We start from the raw sequence: 18,325 nt of genomic DNA, 5'->3' as shown, positions 1-18,325 counted from the left end.
ACCATGCCGAAAGAAGAGTTGCTCGGGGAAGTCAAGAAGCTGATCTCGATCGGGAAGGAAAAGGGCTATCTCACCTACGATGAGCTGAACAACACCTTGCCGGCCGACATGGTCTCCTCGGAGCAGATCACCAATTTGATGAGCATGTTCGGTGAGATGGACATCGAGATCGTCGACGCGACCGACGGCGATCGTGAGAAGCTCACCGAAACCGACGAAGGCGTCGATGAGGTCGAAGAGAAGGAGGAGCTCGAGGAGGAGGAAAAGGAGATCGACCTGACGCCGGGCGTGCTGAGCCGAACGGACGACCCCGTGCGCCTCTACCTGAAGGAGATGGGCAGCGTGGCCCTGCTGAGCCGTGAAGGCGAGATCGAAATCGCCAAGCGGATCGAGGAGGGCAAGAAGGAAATCGCCTCGGTGGTCTTCGGGATGCCGATGACCATCCAGTTCGTCCTCTCCCTGCGCGATCAATTGAAGAACGACAAGATCAGCGTCCGTGAAATCGTTCCCGTTCAAGAGGAAGAGTTCGAAGATGAAGAAGAGGTCGAACGCGACGACGCGGAGCTCAAGGAAAAGACGTTGGAGGCCCTGAACAAGGTTCGCCACCTCTCCAAGAACATCATGGCGCTCTATGAGAAGAGCCGGCAGGTCGCGCATGATCCGGTCAAGCTCCGGCGCATCAAGAACCAGATCAAGGAGATCCGGCCGCAACTCGTCGAAAAGATGGAGTTGATCAACCTGCACGTCGTGCTGAAGGAGCGCTTGGTGCAGCGGGTGCGGGAGGTGGCCCAGGAGATCCGGGCGGCCGAGCGGGAAATGGCGCAATGCCAGCGCCGGCTTGGCGTGCCCGGCGAGCCCGGGGCGGAGCTGCTGAGGCGGCTGTGCCGGGAGCGTCGGGACTTTCTTGCGGTCCGCCGCAAGACCGGCTTGCCGGAAGAAACCCTGAACGAACTGAAGAAGACCTATCAAGCGGCGCGGGCGAGGATCCGTCAGCTCGAAACGGAGGAGGCCCTGGTGTCCGCCGATGAGATCAAGGAGGCGGTGCGACAACTGGATCTTGCCGAGGAGAAGGTCAAGCGCGGCAAGGCGGAGCTGGTCGAGGCCAATCTCCGGCTCGTCGTCAGCATCGCGAAAAAGTACACCAACCGCGGGTTACAGTTCTTGGACCTGATCCAAGAGGGCAACATCGGCTTGATGAAGGCGGTGGACAAGTTCGAGTACAAGCGCGGGTACAAGTTCAGCACGTATGCCACGTGGTGGATCCGGCAGGCGATCACGCGTGCCATCGCCGATCAGGCTCGTACGATCCGGATTCCGGTGCACATGATCGAAACGATCAACAAGCTGATCAGGACGTCCCGCCACCTCGTTCAGAAACTGGGCCGGGAACCGAACCCGGAAGAAATCGCCGAGCGGATGGATCTGCCGCTCGACAAGGTCCGGAAGATCTTGAAGATCGCCCGGGAGCCGATTTCGCTGGAGACCCCGATCGGTGAAGAAGAAGACAGCCATCTGGGCGATTTCATCGAAGACAAGAAGGCCATTTCCCCGTTGGAAGCGGCCATTCGGTACGACTTACAGCGCCAAATCAACAATGCGCTGCAGACGTTGACCCCGCGGGAAGAAAAGGTCCTCCGGAAGCGCTTCGGGATCGGCGAAGCGACCGACCACACGCTCGAGGAAGTCGGGCAGGACTTTGAGGTGACGCGCGAGCGCATCCGGCAGATCGAAGCGAAGGCGTTGCGGAAGCTCCGCCATCCGAGTCGTAGCCGAAAATTGAAGAGCTTCGTCGAGAGCCTGTAGGGCCGGGCGTAGGGAGGTGATCGGCTGTCATCGGGGACCGAAGAAGTGCCGGTACGGGCGCCGTCTGGGCGCCGTCTGCCGTCCGGGCGCCGTCTGATTGACACGGGGCTGCCCCGCCATTACAATCCCGACTTCCACAGACATCCCGAGAACCGGCGGGGCCCATAGCTCAGTTGGTCAGAGCAGCGGACTCATAATCCGTTGGTCCCAGGTTCGAGGCCTGGTGGGCCCACCAGCGGACGGATCGACAGGCGATAGAGATGAGGCACCATTGCATCCGCAGCTACCAACACTGATCGAACTGCAGACGATCGATCTCAGAATCCTCGAGATCAAGGACCAGGAACGAAGACTCCCTGCTCAGCTTGACGCCGCCGAAGCCCCTCTCAAGGACGCTCAGCAACAGGTTCAAACATTGACGGCGGAGATCGACGCGCTCGGTAAGGAGCGCCGGGACCGCGAGCGTGATCTCGAAGCCCACGAAGGCCAGGTCGGGAAATTGCGCAGCCGCTTGACCGAGTTGAAGACGAACAAGGAGTACCAGGCGCATCTGTTCGAAATCGAAATGGCCAACAAGAAGAAAGGGGCCATGGAGGAGCAGATCCTGGTGCTCATGGAGCGGATCGAGCAACTGCAGCAGCAACTGCATCAGGCCAAGGGCCGGGTCGCTGACGCCGAGCGGGCGTTCGCGGAGGAAAAGGGTCGGGTCGAGGCGGTGCTCGAGGGGATCAAGCGGGAGCGCTTGGAATTGGAGCACAAACGTGAGGCCGTGAGCCGGGGCCTTGATGCCGGGCTGCTTGCACGTTATGCCAAGCTGAAAGGCGGCCGCAAGGACCTGGCGATCGCCCCGGTCAAGAACGGCATTTGCAGCGGTTGCCGGCTCCAGCTCCCCCCGCAGCTCGTGGCCGAGGTCAAGCGCTCGGATACGTTGCAGTCCTGTTCCTATTGTCACCGGATCCTTTACTGGGAAGGTGAACCGGTGACGGTCGCCGTCGCGTCGCAGGAGGCGGCTGAAGCGACATAGGATCGGCTAGGCGTCCGCAAGCCCTGCGAGCACCGCCTGGGTGGTCTTGAAGTGGAGCTTCGCCACCTTCCCGAGGTACTCACGGTCGTGCTTTCGCACCACCAGCTTGGCCGCGAGCTCCACGGCCGTCGAGGCGCCCTTCGGCAAGGGGACTCCCGCCTCTTCTGACAAGCGTTTCAATCTCACCAAGAATTCAGCCCGAGCGAGAATCGAGGCAGCCGCAACGGCCAAGTCTTGTTCGGCCTTGGGTTGCTGAACCAACCGGACGGTTTTCCCCTTCTCCAAGAGCGCATTGAGAACGAACCGCTCATCGCCGAATTGATCGGAAATCGCGAGCCCGCAGGCCGAGTGCGCGAGGATATTTTCAAGCGCCCGGGCGTGCCCCCACGCCAACAGCCGGTTGAGGTTCCGGATCCGCGCGTAGAGCTCGTTGTAGCGCTGCGGGCCGATGGCGACGACGCTGTGGGGACAAAGGCGTCGAATGTCCGGCGCGATCTCGAGAATCCGCCCGTCCGAGATGCGCTTGCTGTCGCGCACCTCCATCAGCCTGAGGTCGGCTTCCCATTCCGGCTTGACGAGGACGGCGGCGACGACCAACGGGCCGAAGTAGTCGCCCTTTCCGGATTCGTCGATGCCGATGCGCTCGCCGGCGAACGGAGAAGACATAGAGCCTCGACAAAAGGCGCGTACTGTAACAAACGGACTCTTGAGGGTCAATTGCTTGAATCATCTTCATTGTAGGGTTATGATCAACCTTGCGCGTAGGAGGAGATCGGGTGGTCGCTCGAAGGATTTCTTCGAGAGGAAAGTCCGGACTCCAAGGGCAGGGTGCTGGGTAACGCCCAGGCGGAGCGATCCGACACCGGCGCAACAGAAAGCACACCGCCGATGGCCGTCCCCGACGCTCAGCGTGTCGGTCCCGGCTCAGGCAAGGGTGAAAAGGCGGGGTAAGAGCCCACCGCGGTCGTGGCGACACGGCCGGCCGGCAAGCGTCACCTGGAGCAAGGCCAAATAGGGGGGCAGGAGGAGCGGGCACCGGTGCCGCTCCTCAGCGGTCGGCCCGGCCGCCGCCCTCGGGTAGGCCGCATGAAGCTCGGGGCGACCCGAGCTCCAGAGAAATGATCACCGCGGCTCGGGAAATCCGAGCCGGCACAGAATCCGGCTTATAGATCTCCTCCAGCGCGCCCTTTTGACCGCCCGTCGGAGTTCCCCTTCCGTGATCTTCCCCGACAAATATTCGCGGCCGTCGATCAAGACGATCGGGATGCGCGTCCCATAGCGCGCGGTCGCCTCGTCGCTCGAGCTGATATCCACGTAGGCGATCTCGAACGTGAGATCGGCTCGCACCCGGCGGGCGATCTTCAGAGTCACTTCACAGAGATGGCATCCCGGCTTGGAGAGGATGGTGACGTGAATCATACGGCGAGCGGGCGCCGCTGCAGGCTTTTTATTGACTTCGTATGGAGTTGGGTGGTAGCATCCTCAAACTTTCTTTTGTTTTTCAGACTCTTGCCGAGAGGATGACGATGAAGCTCACGGGCGCCGAAATTTTCGTTGAGTGCCTCAAGCAGGAAGGGGTCAAAACGATCTTCGCACTTCCCGGAGGGGTCGTCCTCAAGATCTTCGACGTCTTGCATCAGCAGAAGGACGTGGAGGTGATCTTAACGCGGCATGAACAGGGTGCCGGACACATGGCTGAAGGGTATGCGAAAGCCACCGGGAAGCCCGGGGTCGCGCTTGTCACTTCGGGGCCCGGCATGAGCAATGTCGTGACCGCGCTTGTAGATGCCTATATGGATTCGGTGCCGCTCGTCTGCTTCTCCGGCCAGGTCCCGACCAGCATGATCGGGAACGACGCGTTCCAAGAAGCGGATAACATCGGCCTCAGCCGTCCCTGTACCAAGTACAACTTTCTCGTCAAAGACGTCAATGACCTCGCCGTCACGATCAAGGAGGCCTTTTACATCGCCACGACCGGCCGCCCAGGCCCCGTGCTGGTCGACATCCCCAAAGACGTGTCGATGAACAAGGCCGATTTCAAGTACCCGGCGTCCGTGTCGGTGCGCGGATACAATCCGACCTATGACGGGAACAAATGGCAGATCAAGCAGGCGGCCGAAGCCATTGCCAAGGCGAAGAAGCCGATCCTCTACGTCGGGGGCGGTGTGGTGTTTTCCGGAGCCTCGGCAGAGGTGCTCGAACTGGCCGAAATGTGTCAGATCCCCGTGGACATGACGTTGATGGCGCTCGGCGCGTTTCCGGGCGAGCATCCTCTCTCGATGGGCATGATGGGCATGCATGGGACGTACTGGGCGAACATGGCCGTTCACTATTCGGATTTGGTCATCGCCGTCGGTGCCCGCTTTGATGACCGGGTCACGGGCAAGGTGTCGGAGTTCTGTCCGCATGCCAAGATCATTCACATCGACATCGATCCGACCTCCATCAAGAAGAACATCCACGTCGACATTCCCATCGTCGGGGATTGCAAGCGGGTGCTGCGGGAGTTGATTCACGTCTTGAAAGCGACCGTGAATGGCGATCAAAAGGATCTGCGCAAGCCCTGGTGGGATCAGATCAACGAGTGGCGTCGCGCGCATCCGCTGACTTACGAGCAGAATTTGAACGGTCCGATCAAACCCCAGCACGTCATCAAACGGCTGTATGAGCTGACCAAGGACCGCGATCCAATCGTGGCGACCGATGTCGGCCAACACCAAATGTGGTCGGCGCAGTATTTCAAGCTCGCGAAGCCGCGGCGCTGGTTGACGTCGGGCGGTCTGGGAACCATGGGCTTCGGCTTCCCGGCTGCCCTGGGGGCGCAAGCGGCGTTTCGCGACCGGCTTGTCTTGTGTGTGGCGGGAGACGGCAGCGTGCAGATGAACATGCAGGAGATGGCGACCGCGGTCGTCCACAAGTTGCCGGTCAAGGTGGTGGTGGTGAACAATCGCTTCCACGGCATGGTGCGCCAGTGGCAGGACCTTTTCTACGAAGGGCGCTATGCCTCCAGCTACCTCGACGTGACGCCTGATTTCGTCAAGCTCGCCGAAGCCTATGGGGCCGTCGGCTTGCGCGCGGAGAAAGTGTCGGAGTTGGACGATGTGATCAAGGAGGCCATCTCGATCGATCGTCCCGTCCTGTTGGATGTGCCCGTCGATCAGCACGAGAACTGCTACCCAATGATCCCTGCCGGCGGTTGCAATCACGAGATGATCCTCGGCGATCCGCCCGAGCTCAAGAAGAAGCAGGGCTCGGGGGCCAAGATGCCGCCCGAAGACAAGGATACCGTACTCACGGCTTAATGACGGATGATGAGTGGAGAATTCAGGCTTTCTTCCATTCGTCAGTCATCACTCGGCACTCATCATTGGTTCTGAGATGGAACACATCATTTCCGTGACCGTCGAAAACAAATTCGGGGTCCTGTCGCGGGTCGCCGGCCTGTTTAGCGGCCGCGGCTTCAATATCGAGACCCTGTCCGTCGCGCCGACACTCGATCCCACCATGTCGATGATGACCATCGTGACGACCGGCGACGACCGGATCATCGAGCAGATCGTCAAGCAATTGAACAAGCTCATCGACGTCATCAAGGTAGTGGACCTGAACGAAACCGAATTCGTCGAGCGCGAAACGGCCTTGATCAAGGTGCATACCCGTCCCGAGGATCGCGCGGAGGCGCTGCGCATCACGGATATCTTCCGGGCGAACGTCATTGACTCCACGCCGACGACCTACACGATTGAAGTCACCGGGGATGTCAAGAAGGTCGAAGCGATGATCAATCTCCTCCAGCCGCTGGGGATCAAGGAGTTGATCAGGACGGGACGCGTGGCGATCGCCCGGGAGCCGATCCGGCCCGCGGTCCAGCAACCCAAGCGCGTCGCAAAAGAGTAACCTTCCGAGCCCGTTCCAGCGATTCTAAGTTCACGTCTCACGCAGGAGTTTGTAGATGATGAAAATTTATTATGACAAGGATGCCGATCTGCAGGAAATCCGCGGTCGGAGGGTGGCGATCATCGGATACGGCAGTCAGGGGCATGCCCACGCCCTAAACCTCAAGGACAGCGGGGCGACCGTCGTCGTGGGGCTGCGCGAAGGCGCCTCGTGGCGTAAGGCGGAGCAGAGCGGGTTGAAGGTGATGCCGACCGCGGACGCCGTGAAAGGCGCCGACGTCGTTATGGTCCTGGCACCCGATGAGGCGCAGGCGGCGATCTACCGGAACGACATCGCGCCGAACTTGAAGTCGGGCGCCTATCTGGCTTTCGGGCATGGTTTCAACATCCATTTCGGTCAGATCGTGCCGCCGGCCGCCGTGAACGTGTTCATGGTCGCTCCGAAAGGGCCCGGGCACCTCGTGCGATCCGAGTTCACGAAAGGCAGCGGTGTTCCGTGCCTGTTGGCGGTCCATCAGGACCCGAGCGGGAACACCCGGCAGGTCGGGTTGGCCTATGCGAGCGCGATCGGCGGGGGCCGCGCGGGCGTCATCGAAACCACGTTCCGGGAAGAGACGGAGACGGACCTGTTCGGAGAGCAGGTGGTGCTGTGCGGCGGGCTCACCTCCTTGATCCAAGCCGGCTTCGAGACGTTGGTCGAGGCGGGCTACTCACCTGAGATGGCGTATTTCGAGTGTCTCCACGAGGTGAAGTTGATCGTGGATCTGATTTACGAAGGCGGGATCGCGAACATGCGGTACTCGATCAGCACGACCGCCAAGTACGGCGATGTGACACGCGGGCCGCGGGTCGTCACCGACGAGACGAAGCGGGAGATGCGCAAGATCCTCGAGGAGATCCAAAGCGGTCGCTTCGCCAAGGAGTGGGTGTTGGAGAACCAGGCGAACCGGCCGGTGTATAATGCGTTATTGGCAAAGGGAGAGCGACATCCGATCGAGGAAGTGGGGGCCCGGTTACGGAGTATGATGCCGTGGCTCAAGAAAGAGAAGCTCGTCGATCGGAGCAAGAACTGACCAGTCGAGCATGGCGGATCGTGCGGTCGGCATACCAATCGTCCGGGAGGGGCTCCCCTTCGTTGCCGGATTGGGCGGCGCAGGGGTGTTGGCGGGACTCGCCGGGTGGGGCATCCCGGCGGCCGTCCTCGGAGGCCTGACGCTCTTCACGGCCTGGTTCTTCCGGAATCCACGCCGCGTGAGCCCATGTACCGAAGGTGCGGTTGTCTCCCCGGGAGACGGCAAGATCATCGCGATCGAAGAAGGGTACGAGCCACGGTTCCTCAAGGACGACGCGACGCGAATCAGTATCTTCCTGAACGTGTTCGATGTCCACGTGAATCGAGTCCCGTGCGACGGCACGGTCGAGGATGTGGTGTACCAGCCGGGTCGCTTCATTGCGGCCAATCGGCCCGAGGCGACCTTGAGCAATGAACAGAACGCACTCGTGATCCGGGCGGCCACGGGCGCGAAGGTGGTCTGCGTCCAGGTCGCCGGCTTGATTGCGCGACGCATCGTCTGTTGGGTGGCGTCCGGCGATCGGGTGACCTGCGGAGAACGATACGGGTTGATTCGTTTCGGGTCGAGGATGGATCTGTTCCTGCCCAAGGGCAGTGCCGTGCGCGCGGCGGTCGGTGATCGGGTGAAGGGCGGCCAGGATCTGTTGGCGACGTTGCCGATCGCCATGGAGGCGACATGCGCGGAGCGCTCATGAAGCGAAGTCGGGCTTTCATCAAAGACAAAGAGGGGAAACGGAAGCGGGCCGTCTATCTGATTCCGAATCTCTTGACGACCGGCAACCTCTTCAGCGGGCTGTTTTCGATTCTTGCCGTCTTCAACGCCAACTACATGGCGGCCGCGATCGCGATCCTCGTCGCCGTCGTCTTCGACATGCTGGACGGAAAGTCGGCGCGGTGGACGAACAGCACGAGCCAGTTCGGCGTCGAATACGACTCGCTCGCCGACCTCGTGTCGTTCGGCGTGGCGCCCGGCCTCCTCATTTACTCCTGGGCGCTCAGCGCCCACGGCATGATGGGGTCGGCGGTCATGTTCGCGTTCGTGGCGTGCGGAGCGCTCCGCTTGGCCCGTTACAACGTCATGTCGAGCACGAGCGAGAGCAAGTTTTTCACGGGGCTCCCGATTCCGGCGGCGGCGAGCGTGATCGCCACGCTCGTCGTGTTCGACCACCATATCGTGCGGATGGGGGCCGAGGTGAAGCCGCTCCTCATCCTGATCATGACGCTGGCATTGGCCTTCCTCATGGTCAGCACCGTGAAGTACCGGAGCTTCAAGGACCTCAAGTTCAAAGACGGGCATCACTTCAACTATCTGGTATGGGCGGTCCTGGTACTCATGTTGGTCATCGCGTGGCCGCAGGTGATGCTGTTCGTGGTGTTTGCGTCGTATGCGTTGTTGGGCCCGGTGGAAAAAGGGGTCGGGCTGATTGGAAAAGCGCTGGGTAAGCGGGGGAGCGGCGAGCAACCGGCATTGGAAAATAAAGAGTAGCGGCGACGACGAGGAGTAGTAGGCAATTCCAGCGGAATCAAGAGAGCTGGTGGTCCGTTGCGCGTTCCGGACAGCCGTCGTTTCGGAACATGGCGGACATGGTGCGAACCAGCCCACTGGGCGCCGAACTCGCCTCTGAGCCGGGTCCGTGAAGCGGGATGGCGGTAATGGACCCCGGATGATCCACGAGACGGATCCGAATGAAGGGCGAGCGGTTGGGCCGGTCGCCGAAGCAGGGTGGTACCACGGGGTGCTGAAGAGGCCTTCGTCCCTGGCAGGGCGAAGGCTTTTGTTTTTCAGGTTGCCGAACAGTTGCAGCCGCGTGCTCGCACGTTGCCCATCGGCGTCGAGGACCGTTGTGAGCAACCTGCTGTGATGAGGGATCTCCGAGGAGGTGGGCCATGGCACGGATGATTCGAATCTTTGATACCACGTTGCGTGACGGGGAGCAGTCGCCGGGGGCGAGCATGAACGTCGAGGAAAAGGTCATGATCGCCAAGCAATTGGCTCGGCTCAACGTCGACATCATCGAGGCCGGCTTCGCCTACAGCTCCCCCGGGGATTTCGAGGCGGTCAAGCGGATCGCGAACGAGGTCGAAGGTCCGACGATCTGCAGCCTCGCACGGGCCAGGCCGGAAGACATCAGCCGTGCCTGGGACGCATTGAAGGGGGCACCGAAAGTCCGCATCCACACGTTCCTGTCGACCTCCGATATCCATCTTACGTACCAATTTCGGATGACGAGAGATCAAGCTCTGAAGCGGGCGGTGGAGATGGTTCAGCATGCGCGCGGCTACGTCGAGGACGTGGAGTTTTCGCCGATGGATGCCAGCCGGTCGGACCCCACGTATCTCTGCGAGGTGTTGCAGGCCGTGATCGAAGCCGGCGCCGGCACCGTGAATATTCCCGATACGGTGGGCTATGCCACTCCGCAAGAATTCGGGCGGCTGATCCGGACGATCAAGGAGCGGGTGAAGAACATCGAGCGGGCCGTCATCTCGGTGCACTGCCACAATGATCTGGGCCTGGCGGTCGCCAATGCCCTGGCGGCCGTCACCGAAGGGGCCGGCCAAGTCGAATGTACGATCAACGGCATCGGTGAGCGGGCGGGCAATGCGTCTCTGGAAGAGATCGTCATGGGCCTTCGTACCCGGAAAGATTTCTATGGCGCCGACACCCGGATACGGACGGAGGAGATTTCCAAGACCAGCCGCCTCGTCAGCAAGATTACAGGCATGATGGTTCAACCGAACAAAGCGATCGTCGGGGCCAACGCCTTCGCCCATACCTCGGGGATCCATCAAGACGGGTTGCTCAAGGACAAGAGCACCTACGAGATCATGCGCCCGGAGAGCATTGGGCTGGTCCAGAGCAAGATGGTCATGGGAAAGCTGTCCGGGCGGCATGCCTTCCGGCAGCGGCTGGAGGAGCTGGGATACAAGCTGTCGGAGGACGAGTTGAATCATGCGTTCGACCGATTCAAGCGGCTGGCCGACCAGAAGAAGGAGATTTACGAGGAAGATCTCGAGGTCATCATTTCCGAAGAAATCGCCAAGATCCACGAAGCCTACGTGTTGAAATCGCTGGTCGTGGAAAGCGGGACCGGAAGGGTCCCGACCGCCTCGGTCGAATTGCTCGTCAACGGGCAGCCGGTGAAGCACACCGGGACGGGGGACGGTCCCGTGGACGCGGCGTACCGGACGATCGCTGCCATGACCCAGACGAGGAGCCGCTTGCTGAGCTACTCGGTCAAGGCCATCACCGGGGGTACCGACGCCCAAGGTGAAGTATCCGTCAGACTGGAGGAGGCCGGGAAGACCGTCACCGGCAACGGCGCGGACACCGATATCATCGTCGCGTCCGCGCAGGCCTATCTCAACGCGCTCAACAAGTTGGCGTATTGGGCCGCGAAGAACCAGGATCCGTCGCAGAAGATCGGCTTGATTTGAGTGCGGGGTGCGCTGTACAGTGCTCCCTCTTTGCCACCGGTCGACCATGCTCATCAGGAAGTTGGCGGAGTGTAAGGAGTTTCTGGCCGGGGATGATACGCGTCTGCGAGAGCTGCTGCACCCGAGCCGGGGACCGGTCAGGATCGGGTACAGTCTCGCGCACGGCTTTCTGGACCCCGGCAAGAGGTCGAAGCGCCATCGCTTGACGTCCAGCGAGGTCTACTACTTCCTGTCCGGTCGAGGGGTGTTTCATGCCGGCGGGGAGGCGGCTGAAGTGGAAACGGGAACCACCGTCTACGTGCCGCCGGGTGTCGAGCAGTGGGTGGACAACACCGGGGCCGAGCGAGTCGAGTTCTTGTGCCTCGTCGATCCGCCATGGCGCGCCGAGGACGAAGAGATCGGGGAGTAGTCGGATCGGTGTGACCCGTGGGGACGATCGCCGTTCGCGTCACAAGGAGACGAGCGTTGAAAGCCAAAATCGCGGTGCTGGCGGGTGATGGTGTCGGGCGGGAGATCGTGCCCGAGGCGGTAAAAGTATTGAAGGCGGTGGCGCAGCGGTTTGGCCATACCTTCGAGTTTGCGAGCGGCGATGTCGGCGGACATGCGATCGACAAGGTCGGCGTGCCGTTGCCGCAAGCCACGCTCGCGCTGGCCAAGGAGAGCGACGCCGTCCTCCTCGGCGCCGTGGGCGGGCCAAAATGGGAAGGGTTGGATTACAGCTTGAGACCCGAGCGCGCGCTGCTCGGACTTCGAGAGGAGCTCGGCCTCTACGCGAATCTGCGGCCTGCGAAGCTCTACCCCATGCTCGCTGACGCGTCGACGCTGAAACGAGAGGTGATCGACGGTATCGATCTGCTCGTCGTGCGGGAGCTGATCGGCGGGATTTATTTCGGGAAGCCGAAAGGCATCGAAAAGACCCCGAGCGGCGAACGGGGGATCAATACCGAGGTCTATACGACCGAGGAGATTCGCCGCATCGCCAAGGTCGCGTTCGAAACGGCTCGGAAGCGTCGTCGGCGTGTCACCTCGGTGGACAAGGCGAACGTGCTCGAGTCGTCGGAACTCTGGCGCCGTGTCGTGACCGAAGTCCACAAGGACTACCCGGATGTGGAGTTGAGCCACATGTACGTCGACAACTGCGCCATGCAATTGATCCGTCACCCCAAGCAGTTCGACGTGATCGTCACCACGAACATGTTCGGGGACATCCTGAGCGACGAGGCGGCGATGTTGACGGGCTCGATCGGGATGCTGCCCTCCGCGAGCCTGGGCGCCCGGGTTGGGCTCTACGAACCGATCCATGGCAGCGCACCCGACATCGCCGGGAAGAACGTCGCCAACCCGATCGCGACGATCGCATCGGCGGCGATGATGCTTGCGTATGGATTTCATCTCGAGAAGGAGGCGCAAGCGGTCGAGTCGGCGATCGTGCGCACGCTTGAGCAAGGGTATCGGACGCGGGACATCCAAAGTCCGGGCTGTCAGGTGGTCGGGACGGTCGAGATGGGCGAGGCGATCCTCAAGAACGTGACCGAGGGATAGCGCCGAGATGGTGTCGCTGCAACCAGGTTTCATCGTGACGGTCGCGGGAAACGGCGAACCCCGCTATGCCGGCGACGGGGGACCGGCCGCTCTGGCGGGCCTGAACGAGCCCAAGAGTGTGATCGTCGATCCCCGCGGGTACCTCTACATCGCCGACTCGGAGAATCACGTCGTAAGACAAGTGGACATGGGGAGCGGAATCATCACGACCGTCGCGGGCTTCAGTACCGCTCAGGCTGACGAGACGGCCGGCCACGACCGTGTCGACAGCGACGACCTGGATGACGATCCGCTCGGTGGGCCCGCCGAGCTGATGCGGCCGTACACGCAAGTCAAGGATCTCAGCGGAACCGTTCGGTTCATGGTGGGAGCACCGACGCGGGTAGTCCGGTTTGCCGGAGACGGCGGGCCGGCCACCAAGGCGCTGCTCAATTTTCCTTCCGGCCTCGCCGTGGACGAATCGGGCGCCCTGTATATTGCCGACATGATGAACCATCGGGTTCGAAAGGTGGACGTCCAAACGGGCATCATCACCACCATCGCGGGGACTGGACAGCATCGCTTCGGCGGAGACGGCGGGCCGGCCGTTGCGGCGGCGCTCCATGACCCAACCGCGCTCGTTTGCGACGGACCCCGTCTGTTCATCGCGGATCAGAGCAATCATCGGGTGCGGTGCGTCGACCTCGTGACGGGGATCATCACGACGCTCGCCGGGACCGGGGAGGCGGCCTATTCCGGCGACGGGGTGCCGGCCGCCGAATCGGCGCTGTCCGGGCCAAGCGGGCTTGCCGTCGGTCCGGACCGGGCGCTGTATATCGCGGACACGTTCAACGGGCGGATCCGGCGCGTCGATCTGCAGACCGGGATCATCAGTACGGTGGCGGGAGACGGGACCACCTACCATTTCCAAGGCGCGCCGACCGAGTTCTCCACGAGTCTCTCCCGGCCGTACGGGATTGCGTTCGATCGCGACGGGCATCTCTTGATCACCGATTCGGACAACCACCTGATCCGCCGCTGGCATCGCCAGAAGAAGATCATCACCCGGGTCGCGGGCGCCGGACAGGCCGGCTATGCCGGGGACGGCGCCTTGCCTCTCGCCGCCAGCTTGAACTATCCTTTCGGCATCGCAGTCGACCCGTCGGGGCGTATCTTCATCGCCGACACGTTCAATCACCGCATTCGTGCCATCGGCTCCGCGTAGCGGCCGAGGACGGCACCGGAGCAGACATGTTCAGGAAGAAGTCAGCGTATCGAGTGGCGGTCGTCGGGGCCACGGGAGCCGTGGGCGCCGAAATGATCGAGGTGTTGGAAGAGCGGAAGTTTCCCGTCGAGAGCCTGCTGCCACTTGCGTCCATGCGGAGCGCCGGCGGGACGGTTCGTTTCCACGGGACCGACGTGGTCGTCCGTGAGCTCACGAACGAGTCGTTCGCGAACGTCGATATCGCCCTGTTCTCCGCCGGCGCGGAGGTGAGTCGAGAGTATGCGCCGATCGCGGCGAAGGCCGGAACCGTCGTGATCGACAACAGCTCGGCCTGGCGGATGGACAAGGCGGTGCCGTTGGTCGTGCCGGAGGTCAACCCGTACGACGTCGGCCGGCATCAGAATATCATCGCCAATCCGAATTGCTCGACCATCCAGATGGTCGTTGCGCTCAAGCCCCTGCACGATGCCGTACGCGTGAAACGGGTCGTCGTGACGACCTTTCAATCGGTCTCGGGCACCGGGAAGGAGGCGATGGACGAGCTGATGGAGGAGTGCCGGGACCTCCTGAGCTTTCGCGCCCCCGAGCCCAAGGTATACCCCTACCAAATTGCCTTCAACTGTCTTCCCCAAATCGACGACTTTCTTCCGACCGGCTATACGAAGGAAGAGATGAAGATGGTCAACGAGACGAGAAAGATCATGGGGGACCCGTCGATCCAAGTGACGGCGACCACCGTCCGCGTGCCGGTCTACATCGGGCACTCCGAATCGATCAACGTCGAGACGGAGCGCAAGTTGACTGCGAATGAGGCGCGGGCCCTCCTATCGACGGCACCGGGCGTCCTGGTCTATGACGATCCCGCGCATCGCATCTATCCGATGCCGCTCGACGTCGCCGGAAAAGACGAGGTCTACGTCGGTCGCATCCGTGAGGACGAGTCGATCCTCAACGGCTTGAACCTATGGGTGGTCGCGGATAATCTAAGAAAGGGAGCGGCGACCAACGCCGTGCAAATCGCCGAATTGCTGACGAGGTGACCGTGCCTGAATGGGGCCACCTGGGGAAAGCCCTCACCCTCCTCGGGATCGTCCTGATCCTGTTGGGCGCCCTCTTCACGCTTCTCAGCAAATCTCCGACGCTCCCCGGCGGGCTGGATTGGCTCGGCAGGCTGCCAGGCGATGTCTCCATCAAACGAGACAACTTCACATTTTATTTCCCGTTGGCGACGAGTCTGGTGATCAGCGTCGTGCTGAGCATCGTGCTGTACGTCCTCTCCGCCTTCCTGAGGCGCTAGTGAGCCGTCTGGTCGTTGCCGTGACGCTCTGTCTGTTTTGGACCCCATCGGTGTGGGCCCAGGACTCCATCCGTGTCCTGCTCGCGGAGGGGGTCTCTCGCCTGGGCCTTCAGGCCGACCGCGGCCTCATCGTGCGCTTCGCCAACGGGGACGAGCGGTTCATCAAGGGGGCAGCGACCATTTCCACCGGTCCGACCGGAACAGTCGTGAACGGGATACGGATGCGGTCGCAGACGCTGGCGTTCCGGGGCTATCGTGGCGATGTGACGGTGAGGATCGGCGTAGGCCCACGTACCGGCTCGGGCGCAAAGGGCCGATCGTCCGCGGCTGCGAGCGAGCCGCCGGGTCCCTCCATGGCGGTTCCCGGTGTGCTCATCCTGATCCGGCGCCCGGCCGGGCTTCTGGTGGTCAATGAGCTGGATGTGGAAGAGTACGTCAAGGGTGTGGTACCGGCGGAAATGAATGCCGCCTGGCACCCCGAAGCCCTCAAAGTGCAGGCCGTCGCCGCCCGCACGTATGCGCTCTACCAGCGGATGATGAACGGCGGGCGCGAATATGACCTCGTGGCCGGAACGCAGGATCAAGTCTACCGTGGCCGTCAGGGGGTGGATGAACGGGTACAGCAGGCGGTGGAAGCCACGCGGGGCTTGATCCTGACCCATGACAATGCCCCGATCCTGGCCGCCTTCTCTTCCACCGCGGCGGGCCCGACTGAAGACGCCTTCTATGTCTGGTCCAAGGATCTGCCGTACCTGAAGGGAGTGGATTGCCCGTTCGACATGAACTCACCGTATTATCAATGGCGCGTCGAGCTGCCGGTCCATGAGTTGGAGCGGTCGTTTCGGAAGCAAGGCATCCCGATCGGAACGATCGTGAGCCTGACCCCGTATCTCTACAGTCCGGCCGGCCGGGTCGACAAGATTCGTATCCTCCATTCGCAAGGCGAGTTGATCCTTCGCGGGCAAGATTTCCGCAAGGCCGTCGGCTATAGCCTGGTTCCCAGCACGCAGTTCGAGGTTGAAGCGCTGGGGAGGCATCTCGTCCTATCCGGCCGCGGCTCGGGCCACGGGGTCGGGCTCTGCCAATGGGGCGCCAAAGAGCTGGCCGAGCAAGGCTACGGCTTCGAGACCATTCTGCGATATTATTTTCCAGGAACGGACCTTCGACCCGCTGCGACCGTGGCCGCACGTCCCCCTTCTCGGTAATGCTCCTGTCCGAATTCGATCTGCCGTTCGACCCGGCATTGGTCGCCGACCGGCCCGTCGAGCCGCGCGACCGTGCGCGCCTGCTGCACCTCTCGCGCGCCACCGGCGCCTGCTCGCATCATTCCATGAGCGATCTGCCTGGGCTCCTGTCGCCGGGTGATCTGCTCGTCGTCAACGACTCCAGGGTCGTGCCGGCCCGGCTCACGGGGCGGAAGCGACCCGGCGGTGGAAGGGTGGAGCTGGTATTGGTCAAGGCCTTGGGCGGGGAGTGCTGGCAGGTCCTGATGAAAGGAGGAGGGAAGGCCGGACAGGTCATCGATCTGTCAGCCGATGCGTCGTGTGAGGTGGTGGAGTCGGGTGCCGCCGGCACGATCATCAGGCTTCGATCGGCGGTGCCTCTCCCGGAGCTGCTCGCGCGCCTTGGCCGCATGCCGCTCCCTCCATATATCAAGCGTGCACCGGAGAAGGCGGATACCGAGTGGTATCAAACCATGTTTGCCAGGGAAGAGGGGTCCATCGCCGCGCCGACGGCCGGCCTCCACTTTACGCCGGAGCTCGTCGGGCGGTTGCGGGACGCAGGAATTCACACGGTGAGCATCACGCTCCATGTCGGTCCGGCCACGTTCCGGCCGGTCCGCGTGACGAACGTCGAGGACCATCCCATGTTGCCGGAGGCCGTGCACGTGTCGATGGAAGCGGCGGCCGCGATCACGCGGACGAGATCGGCCGGCGGCCGGATCGTCGCTGTCGGAACCACGGTCGTCCGTACGCTCGAAGCCATCGCGGACGACGGAGGGACGATCAGGCCCTACACCGGGGAGACGTCACTGTTCATCATTCCCGGCTACCGGTTCCGGGTTGTCGACGCCCTGATCACCAACTTCCACTTGCCGAGGACCACGCTGGTGATGTTGGTCTCGGCGTTTGCGGGGCTCGACCGCGTCCGGAGCGCCTATCGGGAAGCGGTCGCCCGGCGCTACCGGTTTTACAGCTATGGGGATGCGATGTTGATCCTGTAAAGAAGCGATCGGAGGAAGCCGTCGGCTATCAGCTCAGTCATACCACCCTTCCCGAACCGAAAGCTGACGGCTGACCGCTGAGGCTGCTTTCAAAGCAGCTCCTTGTGGATTTGGATCGGGACCCTGGCTTTCAACGCTTGCGTGTAGGCCATCAAGGCGCGTTGTTGCTTCTGGAAGAGGAAGTCTTGGAGAAGTCGTTCGTTGGTCTGCGGCGACTGGTTCCCGCCCTCGATCTGTGACTGCCTGGCCATTAAGCTCTGAGCTTCGGCGATCTCGCTCGGCGTCAGCGCGACGGCCTCGCGGACGATCCTCCGTGCCTTTTCGCGCATGAGATCCGTGGCGTGCAGTGACTCATACATGGCCGGGGTCAGACGATTGGCAGCCAGCAAGCGCGTGTAGAGGTCCGGGTCGAATTTGCCGTTCCGCTGAAAATCCTGCCGCTTGAGAATGTCGTCTCGGAGCTCTTCGGGCGTCACCGTGACGCCCATTTCCTCGGCCGCGATCGTCCAGAGCCGGCTTTCGATCAAGCCGTCGAGGACATACTGCTTGAGCATCTCTTCTTTGAAGTCGCCCTGAACGTTGTCCTTGTAGAAGCGGTAGGTATTCTCATACGCCCGTCGATATTCATCGCGGCTGATGTTCTGGTCGCCGACTGATGCAATCGCATTCGGTTCGGTATTGCCGAACCCCCACCAGCCCATGCCGACGATGAACGCGATCGCCAGGATGGCCATCAAGGACTGGAGGATCCAGGGATAGCGGTGTGCCGCTTCGCGCATGAGTTTGATCATGGTGTCTCCAGAGTTTCGTCAACCGGGGAAAAATTCT

At 62.0% G+C, this 18,325-nt stretch carries 17 protein-coding genes, 1 tRNA gene, 1 other RNA gene and 1 pseudogene; 17 read left to right on the top strand and 3 right to left on the bottom strand.

Annotation, left to right across the window (positions count from 1 at the left end):
* The first annotated feature begins 3 nt into the window (after window positions 1-3).
* From rpoD to ACWHYV_RS17065, 3 genes are all read left to right on the top strand, one after another.
* On the top strand, window positions 4-1,803 hold the full coding sequence (gene rpoD, locus ACWHYV_RS17075) for an RNA polymerase sigma factor RpoD (RefSeq protein ID WP_447977696.1): 1,800 nt from the start codon (window positions 4-6) through the stop codon (window positions 1,801-1,803).
* Window positions 1,804-1,961: 158 nt separating this feature from the next.
* Window positions 1,962-2,038 (top strand) — tRNA-Ile (locus ACWHYV_RS17070).
* Between the two features lie 36 nt (window positions 2,039-2,074).
* Window positions 2,075-2,827, top strand: coding sequence for a zinc ribbon domain-containing protein (locus tag ACWHYV_RS17065; protein WP_447977695.1), 753 nt, complete (start codon window positions 2,075-2,077; stop codon window positions 2,825-2,827).
* Between the two features lie 6 nt (window positions 2,828-2,833).
* Here ACWHYV_RS17065 and rnhC read toward each other — a convergent pair whose 3' ends face one another.
* Window positions 2,834-3,493 carry a ribonuclease HIII gene (gene rnhC / locus ACWHYV_RS17060; RefSeq protein WP_447977694.1) on the bottom strand — a complete coding sequence of 220 codons (660 nt, stop codon included), beginning with the start codon at window positions 3,491-3,493 and terminating at the stop codon, window positions 2,834-2,836.
* Window positions 3,494-3,591: 98 nt separating this feature from the next.
* Between rnhC and rnpB the strand changes: the two genes are divergently transcribed.
* Window positions 3,592-4,009, top strand: an RNA gene (gene rnpB / locus ACWHYV_RS17055) — RNase P RNA component class A.
* Window positions 4,010-4,078: 69 nt separating this feature from the next.
* Here the strand turns inward: rnpB and ACWHYV_RS17050 are convergent.
* A pseudogene (locus tag ACWHYV_RS17050) lies at window positions 4,079-4,246 on the bottom strand (glutaredoxin family protein); the annotation flags it as partial.
* 107 nt (window positions 4,247-4,353) lie between these two features.
* Between ACWHYV_RS17050 and ilvB the strand changes: the two are divergent.
* From ilvB to queA, 13 genes are all read left to right on the top strand, one after another.
* Entirely contained in the window at window positions 4,354-6,129 is a 1,776-nt protein-coding gene (gene ilvB / locus ACWHYV_RS17045; protein WP_447977693.1) for a biosynthetic-type acetolactate synthase large subunit, read from the top strand.
* Window positions 6,130-6,205: 76 nt separating this feature from the next.
* Complete coding sequence (ilvN, locus tag ACWHYV_RS17040) at window positions 6,206-6,724, top strand: acetolactate synthase small subunit (RefSeq protein WP_447977692.1); 519 nt, start codon at window positions 6,206-6,208, stop codon at window positions 6,722-6,724.
* A 58-nt stretch (window positions 6,725-6,782) separates the two neighbouring features.
* The gene (ilvC, locus tag ACWHYV_RS17035) at window positions 6,783-7,796 is read left to right on the top strand and encodes a ketol-acid reductoisomerase (RefSeq protein WP_447980741.1); all 1,014 of its coding nucleotides are present in this window, start codon (window positions 6,783-6,785) and stop codon (window positions 7,794-7,796) included.
* Between the two features lie 10 nt (window positions 7,797-7,806).
* Entirely contained in the window at window positions 7,807-8,490 is a 684-nt protein-coding gene (locus tag ACWHYV_RS17030; RefSeq protein WP_447977691.1) for a phosphatidylserine decarboxylase family protein, read from the top strand.
* Complete coding sequence (pssA, locus tag ACWHYV_RS17025; protein WP_447977690.1) at window positions 8,472-9,281, top strand: CDP-diacylglycerol--serine O-phosphatidyltransferase; 810 nt, start codon at window positions 8,472-8,474, stop codon at window positions 9,279-9,281. The genes ACWHYV_RS17030 and pssA overlap by 19 nt, the downstream gene beginning before the upstream one ends.
* Before the next feature lie 401 nt (window positions 9,282-9,682).
* Window positions 9,683-11,230 (top strand): 2-isopropylmalate synthase, encoded by a 1,548-nt coding sequence (locus tag ACWHYV_RS17020; RefSeq protein ID WP_447977689.1) that lies wholly within the window; start codon window positions 9,683-9,685, stop codon window positions 11,228-11,230.
* A gap of 46 nt (window positions 11,231-11,276) precedes the next feature.
* Window positions 11,277-11,639: a cupin domain-containing protein gene (locus ACWHYV_RS17015; RefSeq protein WP_447977688.1), complete on the top strand. Its 363-nt coding sequence runs from the start codon at window positions 11,277-11,279 to the stop codon at window positions 11,637-11,639.
* 56 nt (window positions 11,640-11,695) lie between these two features.
* Complete coding sequence (gene leuB / locus ACWHYV_RS17010; RefSeq protein WP_447977687.1) at window positions 11,696-12,772, top strand: 3-isopropylmalate dehydrogenase; 1,077 nt, start codon at window positions 11,696-11,698, stop codon at window positions 12,770-12,772.
* A 7-nt stretch (window positions 12,773-12,779) separates the two neighbouring features.
* Window positions 12,780-13,976 carry an NHL domain-containing protein gene (locus ACWHYV_RS17005; RefSeq protein ID WP_447977686.1) on the top strand — a complete coding sequence of 399 codons (1,197 nt, stop codon included), beginning with the start codon at window positions 12,780-12,782 and terminating at the stop codon, window positions 13,974-13,976.
* Window positions 13,977-14,002: 26 nt separating this feature from the next.
* Window positions 14,003-15,016 (top strand): aspartate-semialdehyde dehydrogenase, encoded by a 1,014-nt coding sequence (locus tag ACWHYV_RS17000; protein WP_447977685.1) that lies wholly within the window; start codon window positions 14,003-14,005, stop codon window positions 15,014-15,016.
* 2 nt (window positions 15,017-15,018) lie between these two features.
* Window positions 15,019-15,273: a DUF2905 domain-containing protein gene (locus tag ACWHYV_RS16995; protein ID WP_447977684.1), complete on the top strand. Its 255-nt coding sequence runs from the start codon at window positions 15,019-15,021 to the stop codon at window positions 15,271-15,273.
* Window positions 15,273-16,478: a SpoIID/LytB domain-containing protein gene (locus tag ACWHYV_RS16990; protein ID WP_447977683.1), complete on the top strand. Its 1,206-nt coding sequence runs from the start codon at window positions 15,273-15,275 to the stop codon at window positions 16,476-16,478. The genes ACWHYV_RS16995 and ACWHYV_RS16990 overlap by 1 nt, the downstream gene beginning before the upstream one ends.
* Entirely contained in the window at window positions 16,478-17,497 is a 1,020-nt protein-coding gene (queA, locus tag ACWHYV_RS16985) for a tRNA preQ1(34) S-adenosylmethionine ribosyltransferase-isomerase QueA (protein WP_447977682.1), read from the top strand. Before ACWHYV_RS16990 ends, queA begins: the two co-directional genes overlap by 1 nt.
* 89 nt (window positions 17,498-17,586) lie before the next feature.
* Here queA and ACWHYV_RS16980 read toward each other — a convergent pair whose 3' ends face one another.
* On the bottom strand, window positions 17,587-18,288 hold the full coding sequence (locus tag ACWHYV_RS16980) for a SurA N-terminal domain-containing protein (protein WP_447977681.1): 702 nt from the start codon (window positions 18,286-18,288) through the stop codon (window positions 17,587-17,589).
* Window positions 18,289-18,325 lie beyond the last annotated feature (37 nt).

The organism is Candidatus Nitrospira bockiana, from assembly GCF_965152565.1.
The sequence above is the reverse complement of the archived record's forward strand: the minus strand, read 5'-3'. Positions and strand labels throughout refer to the sequence as shown.